Origin of the sequence: Paracoccus sp. 22332 (genome assembly GCF_052045125.1) — a bacterium.
GTDB lineage: Bacteria > Pseudomonadota > Alphaproteobacteria > Rhodobacterales > Rhodobacteraceae > Paracoccus > Paracoccus haematequi_A.
In genome coordinates, this window is record NZ_JBQEOI010000002.1 from 337335 (window position 1) to 350878 (window position 13544).

14 protein-coding genes and 1 tRNA gene are annotated in these 13544 nt (G+C 67.7%); 6 read left to right on the plus strand and 9 right to left on the minus strand.

What is annotated here, in order from left to right:
• Positions 1 to 17: 17 nt before the first annotated feature.
• Both ACTJI6_RS03710 and trpE read left to right on the plus strand, forming a co-directional pair.
• Positions 18 to 1871 (plus strand): SurA N-terminal domain-containing protein, encoded by a 1854-nt coding sequence (locus tag ACTJI6_RS03710; RefSeq protein WP_440797940.1) that lies wholly within the window; start codon positions 18 to 20, stop codon positions 1869 to 1871.
• Positions 1871 to 3373 (plus strand): anthranilate synthase component I, encoded by a 1503-nt coding sequence (gene trpE / locus ACTJI6_RS03715; RefSeq protein ID WP_440797942.1) that lies wholly within the window; start codon positions 1871 to 1873, stop codon positions 3371 to 3373. Before ACTJI6_RS03710 ends, trpE begins: the two co-directional genes overlap by 1 nt.
• A gap of 59 nt (positions 3374 to 3432) precedes the next feature.
• On the opposite strand, the gene ACTJI6_RS03720 is transcribed toward trpE, so the two are convergent.
• The 4 genes from ACTJI6_RS03720 to fabI all read right to left on the minus strand — a co-directional run bounded on the left by ACTJI6_RS03720 (position 3433) and on the right by fabI (position 6309).
• The gene (locus tag ACTJI6_RS03720; RefSeq protein ID WP_440797944.1) at positions 3433 to 4236 is read right to left on the minus strand and encodes a PRC-barrel domain-containing protein; all 804 of its coding nucleotides are present in this window, start codon (positions 4234 to 4236) and stop codon (positions 3433 to 3435) included.
• Between the two features lie 111 nt (positions 4237 to 4347).
• Positions 4348 to 4848, minus strand: coding sequence for a xanthine phosphoribosyltransferase (gene gpt, locus ACTJI6_RS03725; RefSeq protein WP_126155315.1), 501 nt, complete (start codon positions 4846 to 4848; stop codon positions 4348 to 4350).
• Positions 4849 to 4859: 11 nt separating this feature from the next.
• Positions 4860 to 5471, minus strand: coding sequence for a LysE family translocator (locus ACTJI6_RS03730; protein ID WP_440797946.1), 612 nt, complete (start codon positions 5469 to 5471; stop codon positions 4860 to 4862).
• A 10-nt stretch (positions 5472 to 5481) separates the two neighbouring features.
• Positions 5482 to 6309, minus strand: coding sequence for an enoyl-ACP reductase FabI (gene fabI, locus ACTJI6_RS03735; RefSeq protein ID WP_440797948.1), 828 nt, complete (start codon positions 6307 to 6309; stop codon positions 5482 to 5484).
• An 80-nt stretch (positions 6310 to 6389) separates the two neighbouring features.
• Here fabI and pdxH point away from each other — a divergent pair, with 80 nt between their 5' ends.
• The 4 genes from pdxH (at position 6390) to ACTJI6_RS03755 (ending at position 8368) form a co-directional block, all read left to right on the plus strand.
• Positions 6390 to 7004 (plus strand): pyridoxamine 5'-phosphate oxidase, encoded by a 615-nt coding sequence (gene pdxH, locus ACTJI6_RS03740; protein WP_440797950.1) that lies wholly within the window; start codon positions 6390 to 6392, stop codon positions 7002 to 7004.
• A gap of 154 nt (positions 7005 to 7158) precedes the next feature.
• The gene (locus ACTJI6_RS03745; RefSeq protein WP_126155312.1) at positions 7159 to 7764 is read left to right on the plus strand and encodes a cold-shock protein; all 606 of its coding nucleotides are present in this window, start codon (positions 7159 to 7161) and stop codon (positions 7762 to 7764) included.
• Positions 7751 to 8251: a DUF192 domain-containing protein gene (locus tag ACTJI6_RS03750; RefSeq protein WP_440797952.1), complete on the plus strand. Its 501-nt coding sequence runs from the start codon at positions 7751 to 7753 to the stop codon at positions 8249 to 8251. Before ACTJI6_RS03745 ends, ACTJI6_RS03750 begins: the two co-directional genes overlap by 14 nt.
• A 40-nt stretch (positions 8252 to 8291) precedes the next feature.
• Positions 8292 to 8368 (plus strand) — tRNA-Pro (locus ACTJI6_RS03755).
• A 29-nt stretch (positions 8369 to 8397) separates the two neighbouring features.
• On the opposite strand, the gene preA is transcribed toward ACTJI6_RS03755, so the two are convergent.
• The 5 genes from preA to ACTJI6_RS03780 all read right to left on the minus strand — a co-directional run bounded on the left by preA (position 8398) and on the right by ACTJI6_RS03780 (position 13467).
• Entirely contained in the window at positions 8398 to 9696 is a 1299-nt protein-coding gene (gene preA, locus ACTJI6_RS03760; RefSeq protein WP_440797954.1) for an NAD-dependent dihydropyrimidine dehydrogenase subunit PreA, read from the minus strand.
• Between the two features lie 11 nt (positions 9697 to 9707).
• Positions 9708 to 11066 (minus strand): NAD(P)-dependent oxidoreductase, encoded by a 1359-nt coding sequence (locus ACTJI6_RS03765; protein ID WP_440797956.1) that lies wholly within the window; start codon positions 11064 to 11066, stop codon positions 9708 to 9710.
• Between the two features lie 97 nt (positions 11067 to 11163).
• The gene (locus ACTJI6_RS03770; protein ID WP_440797958.1) at positions 11164 to 12462 is read right to left on the minus strand and encodes a sensor histidine kinase; all 1299 of its coding nucleotides are present in this window, start codon (positions 12460 to 12462) and stop codon (positions 11164 to 11166) included.
• Complete coding sequence (locus tag ACTJI6_RS03775; RefSeq protein WP_440797960.1) at positions 12459 to 13121, minus strand: response regulator transcription factor; 663 nt, start codon at positions 13119 to 13121, stop codon at positions 12459 to 12461. The genes ACTJI6_RS03770 and ACTJI6_RS03775 overlap by 4 nt, the downstream gene beginning before the upstream one ends.
• Positions 13122 to 13131: 10 nt before the next feature.
• Positions 13132 to 13467, minus strand: coding sequence for a PepSY domain-containing protein (locus ACTJI6_RS03780; protein ID WP_126155306.1), 336 nt, complete (start codon positions 13465 to 13467; stop codon positions 13132 to 13134).
• Between the last annotated feature and the right edge of the window lie 77 nt (positions 13468 to 13544).

Consider the following 13544-nt stretch of genomic DNA (forward strand, 5'->3'; position numbering starts at 1 on the left):
CGAAGGAAGGCCGGGCCATGAAAAACCTGCGGACACACGGGAAGTCCACCATCGTCTGGGTGCTGATGGGCCTGATGGTTCTGGGCCTGGGCGGTTTCGGCGTGACCAGCTTTTCCGGCGGATCGACGGCCATCGGGTCGGTCGGGGACACGACCATCACCGCCGACGACTATGCCCGCGCGCTGCGCCAGCAGATGAACGCCTATCAGCAGCAGACCGGCCAGCCGCTGTCCATGGCCCAGGCCCAGGCCATGGGCCTGCCCCAGGCGGTGCAGTCCCAGCTGATCACCGCCGCCGCGCTTGAGGAACAGGCCCGCAGGATCGGCGTGTCGGTGGGCGACGAAAAGGTCCGCCAGACCATCCTGGAGGCCCCTGCCTTCCGCGGTCCCACCGGCAGCTTCGACCGTGCCGGCTATGCCGAAATCCTGCGCCGCGAGAACCTGTCCGAGGCCGAATTCGAACGCGAGGTCCGCACGGACGAGGCGCGGCTGCTGATCCAGCGGGCCGTGGCGGGCGGCGTCGATGCCCCCCCGGCCGCCGTGGACACCACCGCGAAATGGATCCTGGAACGCCGGGACGTGGCCTGGCGCGAACTGACCGCCGACCTGCTGCCCGCCCCCATTACCGAGCCGGACGAGGCGACGTTGAAAGCCTGGCACAGCGCCAATGCAGACCGCTTCACCGCGCCCGAGATGCGCAAGATCACCTATGTCTGGCTGACGCCCGAGATGCTGGCCCCGACCGTGCAGCTGGACGAGGCCGCGTTGCGCGCCGCCTATGACGCCAATATCGACGAATACCAGAAACCCGAACGCCGCCTGGTCAGCCGCCTGGTGTTCCCCTCGGTCCAGGATGCCGAGGCCGCCAAGGCCCAGATCGACGCCGGCACCGCCCCATTCGAGGCTTTCGTGCTGCAACGCGGCCTGCAAGCCGAGGATGCCGAACTGGGCGAGGTGTCCCAGGCCGACCTGGGCGCGGCGGGCGAGGCGGTCTTTGCCCCCGATCAGCCGGGCGTCGTCGGGCCGATCCAGACCGACCTTGGCCCGGCGCTGTTCGCCGTCCACGCCATTCTTGAGCCGGTGAACATCCCCTTCGAGGACGCGCAGCAGGATCTGCGCGCCGAGGCTGCGGTGGACCGGGCCGCCCGCACCATCGAGGACCGGACCGCCGAATACGAGGATCTGCTGGCGGGCGGCGCCTCGCTGGAGCAGGTGGCCGAGGAGACCGAGCTTGAGTTGGGCACGATCGACTGGTCCGCCGGCGCCGCGCCCGAGGAAGGCAGCATCGCGGGCTATCAGGCGTTCCGCGACCGTGCGGCCCAGATCTCGGAAGCCGATTTCCCCGAACTGGCCAGCCTGGACGATGGCGGCGTCTTCGCCCTGCGGCTGGACCAGGTGGTTCCGCCCACCCTGCGCCCCTTCGAGGAGGTCCGCGCCGAGGTCGAGGCCGACTGGCGCCAGGCGGAAACCCATCGCCAGCTTCTGGCCCTGGCCGAGGAGCAGCGCCTGTCCCCCGCTGCGCCCGAAGGCCAGCCCGCGCCGGAATGGACCGCTGCCCCCGACATCACCCGCGACGGCTGGATCGAGGGGATCCCGGCCGAGGCCGTGGCGCGCGCCTTCGCCATCGCCGAGCCCGGCGACATCGAGATCGTGGATGCCGAGAACCGCGTGATCCTGCTGCGTCTTGACGCCATCGACGAGGCTAACCTGACGGGCGAGGACGCGCAGCGCATCACCGATGCCGTCAGCAGCCGCCTGAGCCAGTCGCTGCAAGCCGACATCTTCGATTACTATGCCCGCGCGGTGCAGCGCGAGGCGGGGATCAAGCTGGACCAGTCCGCGATCAACGCCATCAACGCGCAGGTCCAGTGATGGAACTGACCCCCGATTTCGCCGCCTTCGAATCGGCGTGGAAGGCCGGGCAGAACCAGCTTGTCACCGTCCGCCTGGCGGCTGATCTGGACACGCCCGTCAGCCTGATGCTGAAGCTGACGGATGCCGCGCCGATGTCCTTCATGCTGGAATCGGTCACCGGAGGCGAAGTCCGGGGCCGCTATCAGATCATCGGCATGAAGCCCGACCTGATCTGGGATTGCCGCGACGGCCGCGCGCGGATCAACCGGCAGGCGCGGTTCTCGGACGACTTCGTGGCCGATGACCGACCGGCCCTCGACAGCCTGCGCGCCCTGATCGCCGAAAGCCGGATCGAGCGGATGCCCGACGGCATCCCCCCGATGGCGGCGGGGCTGTTCGGATACCTGGGCTATGACATGATCCGGCTGGTCGAACGCCTGCCGGACGTGAACCCCGATCCGCTGGACCTGCCCGACGCGATGCTGATGCGGCCCTCGGTCGTGGCGGTCCTGGACGGCGTGAAGGGCGAGGTGACGCTGTGCGCCCCGGCCTGGCACGACGGATCCGACAACGCCCGCGCCGCCTATGCCCAGGCCGCCGAACGGGTCATGGACGCGCTGCGGTCGCTGGACCGCCAGCCGACCGAACCTCGCGCGCTTGGCCACGACGCCCGCATCGGAGAGCCGGTGTCGAACTTTTCCAAGGCGGATTATCTGGCGGCGGTGGAAAAGGCCAAGGATTACATCCGGGCCGGGGATATCTTCCAGGTCGTGCCGTCGCAGCGCTGGCGGATGGAATTCCCGCTGCCGCCTTTTGCGCTGTATCGCAGCCTGCGCCGCACCAACCCGTCGCCCTTCATGTTCTTCCTGAACCTGGGCGGGTTCCAGATCGTCGGCGCGTCGCCGGAAATCCTGGTGCGGCTGCGCGACGGCGAGGTGACGATCCGTCCCATCGCAGGCACCCGCCCGCGCGGCGCGGACGAGGCGCAGGACCGCGCGCTCGAGGCCGACCTGTTGAGCGACCAGAAGGAATTGGCCGAACACCTGATGCTGCTGGATCTGGGCCGCAACGACGTGGGCCGCGTGGCCCGGCCCGGCACGGTCAGGCCGACCGAGCAATTCGTGATCGAACGCTACAGCCACGTCATGCACATCGTCAGCAACGTGGTGGGCGAGTTGCGCGAGGGCGAGGATGCGCTGTCCGCGCTGCTGGCGGGCCTGCCTGCGGGCACCGTATCGGGCGCGCCGAAGGTCCGCGCGATGCAGATCATCGACGAACTGGAACCCGAAAAGCGCGGTGTCTATGGCGGCGCGGTCGGCTATTTCGCCGCCAATGGCGAGATGGATATGTGCATCGCCCTGCGCACCGGCGTGCTGAAGGACGGTGCGCTGTATATCCAGGCGGGCGGCGGGGTGGTCTATGACAGCGACCCGGAAGCCGAATTCCTGGAAACGGTGAACAAGAGCCGCGCCCTGCAACGCGCGGCCGAGGGCGCTGCGCGCTTCGTTCGCGGAAACTGAAACGGGCCCCGCGATGGCGGGGACCGTGCATGTCGCGGTCCGGCGGAAGGGACGCCGGTTCAGTTGGCCGGGGCGGGTGCTGTGCCGTCGGCAGCAGGTTCGGCGGGCGGGGTCGCGGGCGTCTCGGCCGTATCCGCCGGGGCCGGGGCGCCGGTCGCGGCCGGATCGGACGTCATTGCGGGATCGGTGACGGCGGGATCCGTGGTCATGGTCCCGGCCGAATCAGGGGTTGCGGCAGGATCCGTCGCCATCGTGCCTGTGGGCGAAACGGCAGCGGGATCCGTCGTCGCGCCTGGGGCGGCCATGGCGTCGGGCGCGGCTTCCTGTTCACGGAAGACGTATTCCGGCGCGGCTTCGGCCTCTTCCTTGGTCAGGTCGCTGGTGATCTCTTGCGCGTCATAATTGATCGTCAACTGATCCCACGGAACCGCGATCTGCTTTTCGCCGATGCCCAGGAAGCCCCCGACGCCGATCACGGCGGCTTTCACGGTGCCCGCGTCGCCATCCACGATCACGTCGTTGATGTCGCCGATGGCTGTGCCGTCGGGTGCGTTCACGGTCGCATCGGTGATCCAGTCGATGCGCAATTCGTTGGCGGCCTGCTGCTGTTCGACCTTGCCGCTGGCGGCGACCGCGGCCGCGTCGGCGGCATCAGCGGCGGCTTCTGCGTTGTCTGCCGCGGGAGCCTCGGCCGCTGGGGCGGTGTCGGCGCCCATGGTCGTGGTGTCCTTGGTCATTGTGTCCGTGGTGGCGGCATCGGTCGCGGGATCGGCGGGGGCAGGCGTCGTCGCGGTGTCCTGTGCAAAGGCCTGGCCCATCACGAAAGGCAGGGCGAGGGCAGTGCTGAGCATCAACTTGCGCATGTCTTTTCCTCCTGAATATGGCGCATGACGTGCATGGCGCGATTGATGAGACAATGCCCGATCACCCTGCTGGTTCCGAAGGCAGTTCCGAAAAACCGCCCTGGGCGGGCTTCAGTCCTCGCCGCGATAGGGCTGGACGTATTGCAGCGCCATGTCCCAGGGAAAGAAGATCCAGGTGTCCTGGCTGACCTCGGTCACATAGGTCTGGACCATCGGCTTGCCCTTCGGCTTGGCATAGACGGTGCCGAAATGCGCCTTGGGATACATGGCCCGGATCAGTTCCAGGGTGCGACCGGAATCGACCAGATCGTCGATGACCAGGATGCCGTCGCCGTCGCCCATCAGGGCGGGGTCGGGGGTGTTCAGAACCTCAAGCTGGCCTTGGCCCGCCTCGGCCGCGACGCCCTTGTAGGACCGGATGGAAATCGTGTCGATCACCCGGATGTCCAGTTCGCGCGCGACGATCATCGCCGGGACCAGCCCGCCGCGCGTGACGGCCACCACCGCGCGCCAGTCGGTGCCGTCCAGCCTCCAGGCCAGGGCACGGGCATCGCGGTGCAGTTGGTCCCAGCTGACGTGGAAACCCTTTTCATGGGGCAGGCGGTCGATCATGGCGGCTCCTTTCAATGACGCAGGATCAGCGACAGGCCCAGCAGCCCCAGGGCCAGCCCGGCGATGCGGTCGATCCAGAATTTCGCCGCATAATACCTGCGCCGCAGCCAAGGCAAGGCCATCAGCGACGCAAGCGCGGTATAAAATGCCAGTTCCACCGAAACCGCCGTCGCATAGATCGCCAGCTTGTCGCCCGCCGACAGCAGCGCCGGAAAGATCGACAGCAGCACCGCCGAATAGAACAGCGCGGGCTTGGGGTTCGACAGATTCAGCATCATTCCGCCCAGAAACCCCATGCCCCGGCTGCTTTCCGCAGGGTCGGGCAAGGGGTCGGGGGCGTGGCGCCACATCTTGAAGGCGATCCAGACCAGATAGGCCCCGCCCAGGATCTTCAACGCGACATAGGTCCAGGGCAGGGCGCGAAACACCACCGTCAGGCCCAGCAGCGCGAAGATGCACCAGACCGACGCCCCAAGGGCCAGCCCCCAGCCGTAAGGCAGCGCGCGCCTGCGCCCCAGGGCGAAGGCCGCCTGGCTGACCGCGATGACGCCGGGGCCGGGCGACAGGATCGCCACGCCCAGGGTTCCCACGAACAGGGCAAGCTGGTCGGGGGTGATCGCCATTCCGGTCCGGTCAGTCCTTCTTGACGGTCGAGATGTCGGGCGCGTCCACCGCCTTCATCCCCACCACATGATAGCCCGCGTCGACATGGTGGGTTTCCCCCGTCACGCCCGCGCCCAGAGGGGACAGCAGGTACAGCGCGGAATTGCCCACGTCCTCGGTCGTGACGTTGCGGCGCAGTGGAGAGTTCAGTTCGTTCCACTTCATGATATAGCGGAAATCGCCGATGCCGCTGGCGGCCAGGGTCTTGATCGGCCCGGCGCTGATCGCGTTGACGCGGATGCCGTCCTTGCCCAGATCCTCGGCCAGGTAACGGACGCTGGCTTCCAGCGCGGCCTTGGCGACGCCCATCACGTTGTAATGCGGCATCACCCGTTCCGCGCCGTAATAGGTCAGCGTCAGCAGGCTGCCGCCGTCGGGCATCATGGCCGACGCATGGCGCGCGACCGCCGTGAAGGAATAGACGGAAATATCCATCGTCATCAGGAAATTGTCGCGGGTCGTGTCGGCATAGCGGCCGCGAAGCTGGTCCTTGTCGGAAAAGCCGATGGCATGGACCACGAAATCCAGGCTGCCCCAATCCTGACGCAGCGTCGTGAACAGCGCGTCGATGGACGCCTCGTCGCTGACATCGCAGGGCAGGACCAGGGTCGAACCCAGTTGCGCCGCCAGCGGATCGACGCGTTTCTTCAGCGCATCGCCCTGATAGGAAAAGGCAAGCTCGGCCCCCGCATCGGCCAAGGCGCGGGCAATCCCCCAGGCGATGGACTTGTCATTCGCCAAACCCATGATCAGGCCGCGCTTTCCAGCCATCAGCCCTTGCTTCTGCTCGCTTGACATGTGCTGCCTCTCGCGCTTTCAACCCTATGTGAAAGGTGCTTAGGCCAAAGGGTTGCAAGCATCAAGCGCAAGGAACCATCATGGCTGACAGGGACGGACTATTCGCGGGCGACGACCCGTTCGACATCGCCAGGCGCTGGCTGGCCGAGGCGCAGGCGACCGAGCCGAACGACCCCAATGCCATCGCGCTGGCGACGGTGGACGCCGAGGGGATGCCCGACGTGCGCATGGTGCTGCTGAAGGACATCGAGGGGCAGGGGACGGATGGTGGCTTCGTCTTCTATACGAATTACGACAGTGCCAAGGGCCGGCAGATCGCGGCCACCGGCAAGGCCGCTTTCGTGATGCACTGGAAATCCCTGCGCCGCCAGATCCGGGTGCGCGGCCATGTGACCCGCGTCGAGGGCGAACAGGCCGATGCCTATTACAACAGCCGCGCGCTGCAAAGCCGGATCGGGGCCTGGGCGTCGCGCCAGTCGCAGCCTTTGGAAAGCCGCGCCGCGCTGATGGCCGAAGCCGCCCGGCAGGGCCTGCGTCACGGCACCCGTCCGTCCCGGCCGCCCTTCTGGGGCGGCTTCAGGATCGCCCCCGCGCAGATCGAGTTCTGGGCCGATGGCGCTTTCCGGTTGCATGACCGGTTCCGCTGGGACAAAGAGGATTCGGGGGCCTGGATTGTCAGGCGGCTTTCACCCTAGGGCTTGACGAAAAGGTCTTGGTGGCTGACCATGGTGGATGGGCGCGACACTTGCGCCTTATCTGCCGTGAACGTCGCCACTTTGACGTTACAGGAATTGAACGGTGTATTGGTTGAATTCGAGGCAGGATAAGACGCGCTGAGCGCATGGTGGAATGATGACGGATGAGAAGGGACTGAAGCTTGTGTCGGGGCTGGTCAAGTGGTTTGACCCGTCCAAGGGCTATGGCTTCATCCTGAACGAGGAAGGCGGCGCGGATATCCTGCTGCACGCCAACGTTCTCAGGAATTTCGGACGCAGTTCGGTCGCCGACCAGTCGCGGGTGACGGTCTGGATGCAGCCCACGCAGCGCGGGCTTCAGGCGACCGAGGTGGTGTCGATCGAACCGCCGATCTCGGACGGGACAGCGCCCATCGCGGATCTGGACAACGGCGTCATCGAGCATCTTGAGGCGCTGCCGCTGCGTCCGGCCCGCGTGAAGTGGTTCGACAAGGCCAAGGGCTTCGGCTTTGCCAATATCTTCGGCCATCCCGACGACGTGTTCCTGCATGTCGAAGTCTTGCGCCATTCCGGTTTCGCCGATCTTGCCATCGGCGAGGCGATCGGGATCCGGGTCGTGGAAGGCCCGCGCGGACTGATGGCGGCGCAGGTGACCAGCTGGGACAGGGGCACCGAACAGGGCGCAAGCTCTCTGGCCGATGAAAATCTGGGCGACCAGGTGCAGGACATCAAGGATTTCATGGCGCATGTCGCCGAATAGGGTCGCGCTTGCGGCCCTTGTGCTGTCGGCGGCCTTCGCGGCGCCCGTGGCCGCGGAAATTGCTTGCGCCCCGGATCGGGCGGTCTTCCAGACCGACAGCGGCCCTGTCGCCTTTCAGGTGGAACTGGCTGATGACGAGGCAGAGCGCGCCCGGGGTCTGATGTTCCGGAGGGCGCTGCCGCAGGGCACCGGGATGTTGTTCATCTATGACACGCCGCGCCCGGTCAGCTTCTGGATGCGCAACACCTATATCCCGCTGGATCTGGTGTTCCTGGACGAACGGGGCGTGATCCGCCACATCCACCGCAACGCCCGGCCCCTGGACGAGACGGCGATTCCCGGCGCGGCCCCCGGCGATCCCGCCCCCTCTCGGCAGATGATCCTGGAAATCGGCGGGGGCGAGGCCGCGCGCCTGGGCCTGGCGGTCGGGCAGGCCATGGCCCATCCCCGGCTGCATCAGGATTTGGCCGAACTGCCCTGCGGCTAGGTCTTTTCCCGGCCGGCGCTATAGGCTAAGCGTAACTCGTCGGGGCGTAGCGCAGCCTGGTAGCGCGACGGTTTTGGGTACCGTAGGCCGGAAGTTCGAATCTTCTCGCCCCGACCACTGCTTACCCGTTACTCAAGGCTTCCGTTTTACTCTGCCGCCTTCGCCATCGGGTTGTTCGCATGGGTCGTCCAGTTGGCATAGGGCTGGACCGGGCGGCCGGTGCGCAGATCGATCTCTCCCAAGGCCAGTTCGCGCATGTCGATGCAGTTTTCGACCGGGCATACGTCGAGGCAGAGGTTGCAGGCGACGCATTCCTCCTCGATCACCTCGAAGACGCGGCCGGGCTTCATGGCGATGGCCTGGTGCGACGTGTCCTCGCAGGCGGCGAAACAGCGGCCGCATTTGATGCAGAGATCCTGGTCGATGCGGGCCTTGGTGACATAGTTCAGGTTCAGCTGGTTCCAGTCGGTGACGTTCGGAACCGCCCGGCCGACCAGATCGGACATCGCCATGTCGTGGCTGTCCAGATAGTCGCGCAGACCCGAGATCATTTCCTGCACGACCTTGAAGCCATAGGTCATCGCCGCCGTGCAGACCTGCACCGTGCCCGCGCCAAGCGCCATGAATTCCGCCGCGTCGCGCCATGTCGTCACGCCGCCGATGCCGCTGATCGGCAGGCCATGGGTGGCAGGGTTGCGGGCGATCTCGGCCACCATGTTCAGGGCGATGGGCTTGACCGCCGGCCCGCAATAACCGCCATGCGCCCCCTTGCCGTCGATGGTGGGCTGCGGTGCGAACAGGTCCAGATCGACGCTGGTAATGGAATTGATCGTGTTGATCAGGCTGACCGCATCTGCGCCGCCGCGCCTTGCCGCCTCGGCGGGTTTGCGCACGTCGGTGATGTTGGGCGTCAGCTTCACGATGCAGGGCATCCGGCTGTATTGCTTGACCCACCGCGTCACCATCTCGATGTATTCCGGCACCTGGCCCACGGCGCTGCCCATGCCGCGTTCGGACATGCCGTGCGGGCAGCCGAAGTTCAGTTCCACGCCGTCCGCCCCGGTATCCTCGATCCGGGCCAGGATGTCGCGCCAGCTTTCCTCGTCGCAGGGGACCATCAGGCTGATGACCAGGGCGCGGTCGGGATAGTCGCGCTTGACCTGCTTGATCTCGCGCAGGTTCACCTCCAGCGGGCGGTCGGTGATCAGCTCGATATTGTTGATGCCCAGGACGCGCCGGTCGGGGCCGTGGATCACGCCATAGCGGGGGCCGTTCACGTTGACGACGGGCGGGCCTTCGCTGCCCAGGGTCTTCCAGACGACGCCGCCCCAGCCGGCCTGGAAGGCACGGCGGACGTTGTATTCCTTGTCTGTGGGCGGCGCCGAGGCCAGCCAGAACGGGTTGGGGGACTTGATCCCGATGAAATTCGAACGCAGATCGGCCATGATGATGCTCCTCAGCCGGGGATCTCGACCGGACGGCCGGTCAGATGGGCGTCGATATCCTCGGCCGCGTCGCGGCCCTGGGCGACGGCGGTGACGGTCAGGTCGTCGCCCCCCGCCGCGCAGTCGCCGCCCGCCCAGACGCCGGGGATGCTGGTGCGGCCGGGTCCGGCCACGCCGATCTTGCCGCCGTTCAGCGCCAGTTCCTGGGGCACGCCGTCAAGCCGCTGGCCGATGGCGCGGAACAGCTGGTCGGCCTTCAGGCGGAAGCGGTCGTCAGACAGGTGCAGCCCGCCGTCGGGATCGACGGCGGTATAGGCAAACTCGACCTCGACCACGGCGCCGTTGCCGTGAACCTTGACGGGCGCCGCGTTGCAGATGATGCGGACGCCGGTCCGGGTCGCATGATCCTGTTCGTGGCGGCTGGCGCCCATCTGCGACCGGTCGCGGCGATAGACGATGGTGACGTTTTCCGCCCCCAGCAGTTTCGCCTGCACGGCGGCATCCACCGCCGTCATGCCGCCGCCGACCACCACCACGTCGCGGCCCACCGGCAGGGCGGTCAGGTCGGATGCCTGGCGCAGGTCGCGGATGAAGGACACCGCGTCCAGCACGTTGCGGCGTTCCTCGCCCTCGGCCCGCAGGGTGTTGACGCCGCCCAGGCCCATGCCCAGGAACACCGCGTCGAAATCTGCCCGCAGCGCGTCCAGCGTGATATCCCGGCCCAGCCGCTGGCCGTGGCGCAGGGTGATCCCGCCGATGCCCAGGATCCAGTCCACCTCGGCCTGGGCGAAGCCGTCCACCGCCTTGTAGCTGGCGATGCCGTATTCGTTCAGCCCGCCGGGCTTGGGCCGCGCTTCTAAGATGGTCACGTCATGGCCCTTGGCGGCCAGCCGATGCGCGCAGGCCAGACCCGCAGGCCCGGCGCCGACCACCGCGACGCGCTTGCCGGTGGGGGCGGCGCGGCGGAAGGGATGGCCCGGCTGCGCCATCAGCCCGTCGGTGGCGTATCGTTGCAGGGCGCCGATCTCGACCGGATCGCCTTCGGCCTCCATGCGGACGCAGGCGCCTTCGCACAGATTCTCGGTCGGGCAGACGCGGGCGCACATGCCGCCCAGGATATTGGCGTGAAAGATCGTCATCGCCGCCGCGTCGGGCGTGCCGGTGGCGATCTGGCGGATGAACAGTGGAATATCGATGCTGGTGGGGCAGGCCGTCACGCAGGGCGCGTCGTGGCAGAAGTAACAGCGGTCGGCGGCGACGCGGGCCTCGTGATCATCCAGCGGAGGGGCGACATCGGCGAAATTCGCCGCCAGTTCATGGGGTGTCAGGCGGCCGGGAACGACGCCCGGCGCCAATCTTGCTTGGGACATTCGCGTCTCCTGGCTCACCTGTTGGCAGAATCAGGCTGGCACAGGTCCGTTTTTTTATCAAATGGTAAAACCTGGGGTGCGACGGCCTGCGGATTTTTCAGGCAGGCAGGTCCAGAACCGCCGCCAGCCCGCCCAGGGACGACCGCTCCAGCCGCAGGCTGCCGCCGTGCAGCGCCGCCAGATCCGCGACGATGGCAAGCCCCAGGCCCGATCCCGAGGCGCCGTGTTCGTCCAGCCGCCCGCCCCGGATCAGCGCGCGCGGCGCGTCGGTATCCGCCATGCCAGGGCCGTCGTCCTGGATCCTGACGGTCAGGCGGTCGGCCTGGGTCACGGTGATCGACAGACGCGTCCGGCCCCATTTGACGGCGTTGTCGCACAGGTTGCCGATCATCTCCTCCAGATCCTGACGTTCTCCGGCGAAGGCGGCCTGGGGGGCGCAGTCGATGTCGGCGGTCATGCCCTTGTCGCGCATGGGCCACCGCAAGACCATCAGGATGTCGTCGATCACCGGGCGCACCGGGGTCCGTTGGCCCAGCACGCGCGGCCCCGCCGACCGGGCGCGGCGCAGGTGCCAGCCGATCAGCCGGTCCATGCGGGCGATCAGCGCCTGGCCCCGGTGATCGCCCGGCAGTTCGTTGGCCAGCGCCGCCAGCGGGGTCTTGAGCGAATGGGCCAGGTTTCCCAGATGCTGCCGCGACCGGGCCAGCAGGTCGGCATTCTGGTCAAGCGCGGCGTTGATTTCCACGGTCAGGGGGCGCAGTTCGCTGACATCCGGCAGGGCCAGCCGGTCCTTGCCGCCCGCGCGCACCTGGGCCAGATCGCGGCGCAGCCGGTCCAGACTGGCCAGGCCCGCAGTCACCTGCACGACGCTGGCCACCGCCACGACGATGCCCAGGACGGCAAGCGCGATCCCCAGCGGGCGGCTGATCTGGTGCAGGCTGTCGTCGATCTGCGCGCGCGGCGCGGTGACGGTCACGGCCACCCGCGTGTCGCTGTCGGGCAGCGTCACCTGCCGCCGCAGCACCCGCAGGGCCGCGCCATCGGCGCCTATCCCCGCCCCGCCCACGACGTTCCCGGACGGACCGCGCAGCAGGCCGTCCAGCAGCGAACCGGACCGCGCCACGACCGCATCGCCCGATTCGACCTGCCAGTACCAGCCGCTGAAGGGCAGGTCGAAGCGCGGATCGGCGGGGGGGTCGTCCAGCTCGATCCGGCCGTCGTCGCCGATCTCGACCGAGGCGATCAGCCCGTCCGCCGCCGCCGCCAGCTCCGCGTCGAAGCGGTCGGTGACGAAATCTTCGAGCAGCGAGGAGATGAATAGGAACGCCGCCAGCAGCGCCGCGCCCAGCCAGACGGCGGCCAGCAGCAGAAGCCGCCCCCGGATCGACCGCATCATCCGGCGGCCCGCAGCAGATACCCCTCGCCCCGGCGGGTCTCGATCACGCCGTCGCCGACCTTGCGGCGCAGGCGGCCGATCACGACCTCGATCGACTTGAAGTCGCGGTCGGCCTCGGCGTCATAGAGGTGGTCGGACAGTTCGGTGCGGGACACGACGCGGTTCTGGTGGTGGATCAGATAGGCCAGGATCCGCTGTTCGAATGCCGTCAGCTTCAGCGCGATGCCGTCGCGGGTGATGACGCCCAACTGGCTGTCGAGCGCCAGCGGACCGGCATTGATCACCGGGCGGGCATGGCCCGCGGCGCGACGGATCAGGGTCTGGCAGCGCAGCACGACCTCGTCCAGCCGGAAGGGTTTGACGGCATAGTCGTCGGCCCCGGCGCGGAACCCGGCCACCTTGTCGGTCCAGTCGCCGCGCGCGGTCAGGATCAGCACCGGCATGGCGATGCCGTCGTTGCGCCAGCGGGTCAGCACCTCGATCCCCGGCAGTCCCGGCAGGCCCAGATCCAGGATCGCCACGTCATAGGATTCCGTCGCCCCCAGATATTCGCCCTGCGTGCCGTCCGCCGCACAATCGGTGACGAAGCCCGCATCCGCCATGGCGGCGGCAAGCTGGGCGGACAGAACCGGGTCATCTTCCACGATCAGGGCGCGCATCGCCGGTCCTTCACTGTTGCGCCGCCTGGCGCGCGGCAAGCTGGCCCCGCCCCGACACGGACAGGAACCGTCCGGTGCGCGCGTCGATGCGGATGTCCAGCAGGTTCTGCTGCGGCGTGACCAGCCTGAACTGATAGACCAGTTCCGCGCCCAGGTCGCGTTCGGCGGGATGGGGCGCCCGCGTGTCGGCCGCCAGCAGCCGCCCGGCATAGCGTTCCGAAACCGAGGCCGCGACCTGATGCAGGGGCAGGGGCCGGAACTGGTCGATCACCTGGGGCGCGACATCCTGGGCCTGCGCGGGGGCGCAGGCCAGAAGGATCAGGGCAAGGGTGCGGATCAGCGTCATGCTGCCAGAATAACCCAAGAAACCGAAATGGAAACCAAACGGGCCATTGGCGATTCGTTCGGTGACGGGTTGATAGA

Coding starts and splice junctions, on each gene's coding strand:
- ACTJI6_RS03710 (WP_440797940.1), top strand. CDS start 18: ATGAAAAACCTGCGGACACACGGGAAGTCCACCATCGTCTGGGTGCTG.
- trpE (WP_440797942.1), top strand. CDS start 1,871: ATGGAACTGACCCCCGATTTCGCCGCCTTCGAATCGGCGTGGAAGGCC.
- ACTJI6_RS03720 (WP_440797944.1), bottom strand. CDS start 4,236: ATGCGCAAGTTGATGCTCAGCACTGCCCTCGCCCTGCCTTTCGTGATG.
- gpt (WP_126155315.1), bottom strand. CDS start 4,848: ATGATCGACCGCCTGCCCCATGAAAAGGGTTTCCACGTCAGCTGGGAC.
- ACTJI6_RS03730 (WP_440797946.1), bottom strand. CDS start 5,471: ATGGCGATCACCCCCGACCAGCTTGCCCTGTTCGTGGGAACCCTGGGC.
- fabI (WP_440797948.1), bottom strand. CDS start 6,309: ATGTCAAGCGAGCAGAAGCAAGGGCTGATGGCTGGAAAGCGCGGCCTG.
- pdxH (WP_440797950.1), top strand. CDS start 6,390: ATGGCTGACAGGGACGGACTATTCGCGGGCGACGACCCGTTCGACATC.
- ACTJI6_RS03745 (WP_126155312.1), top strand. CDS start 7,159: ATGATGACGGATGAGAAGGGACTGAAGCTTGTGTCGGGGCTGGTCAAG.
- ACTJI6_RS03750 (WP_440797952.1), top strand. CDS start 7,751: ATGTCGCCGAATAGGGTCGCGCTTGCGGCCCTTGTGCTGTCGGCGGCC.
- preA (WP_440797954.1), bottom strand. CDS start 9,696: ATGGCCGATCTGCGTTCGAATTTCATCGGGATCAAGTCCCCCAACCCG.
- ACTJI6_RS03765 (WP_440797956.1), bottom strand. CDS start 11,066: ATGTCCCAAGCAAGATTGGCGCCGGGCGTCGTTCCCGGCCGCCTGACA.
- ACTJI6_RS03770 (WP_440797958.1), bottom strand. CDS start 12,462: ATGATGCGGTCGATCCGGGGGCGGCTTCTGCTGCTGGCCGCCGTCTGG.
- ACTJI6_RS03775 (WP_440797960.1), bottom strand. CDS start 13,121: ATGCGCGCCCTGATCGTGGAAGATGACCCGGTTCTGTCCGCCCAGCTT.
- ACTJI6_RS03780 (WP_126155306.1), bottom strand. CDS start 13,467: ATGACGCTGATCCGCACCCTTGCCCTGATCCTTCTGGCCTGCGCCCCC.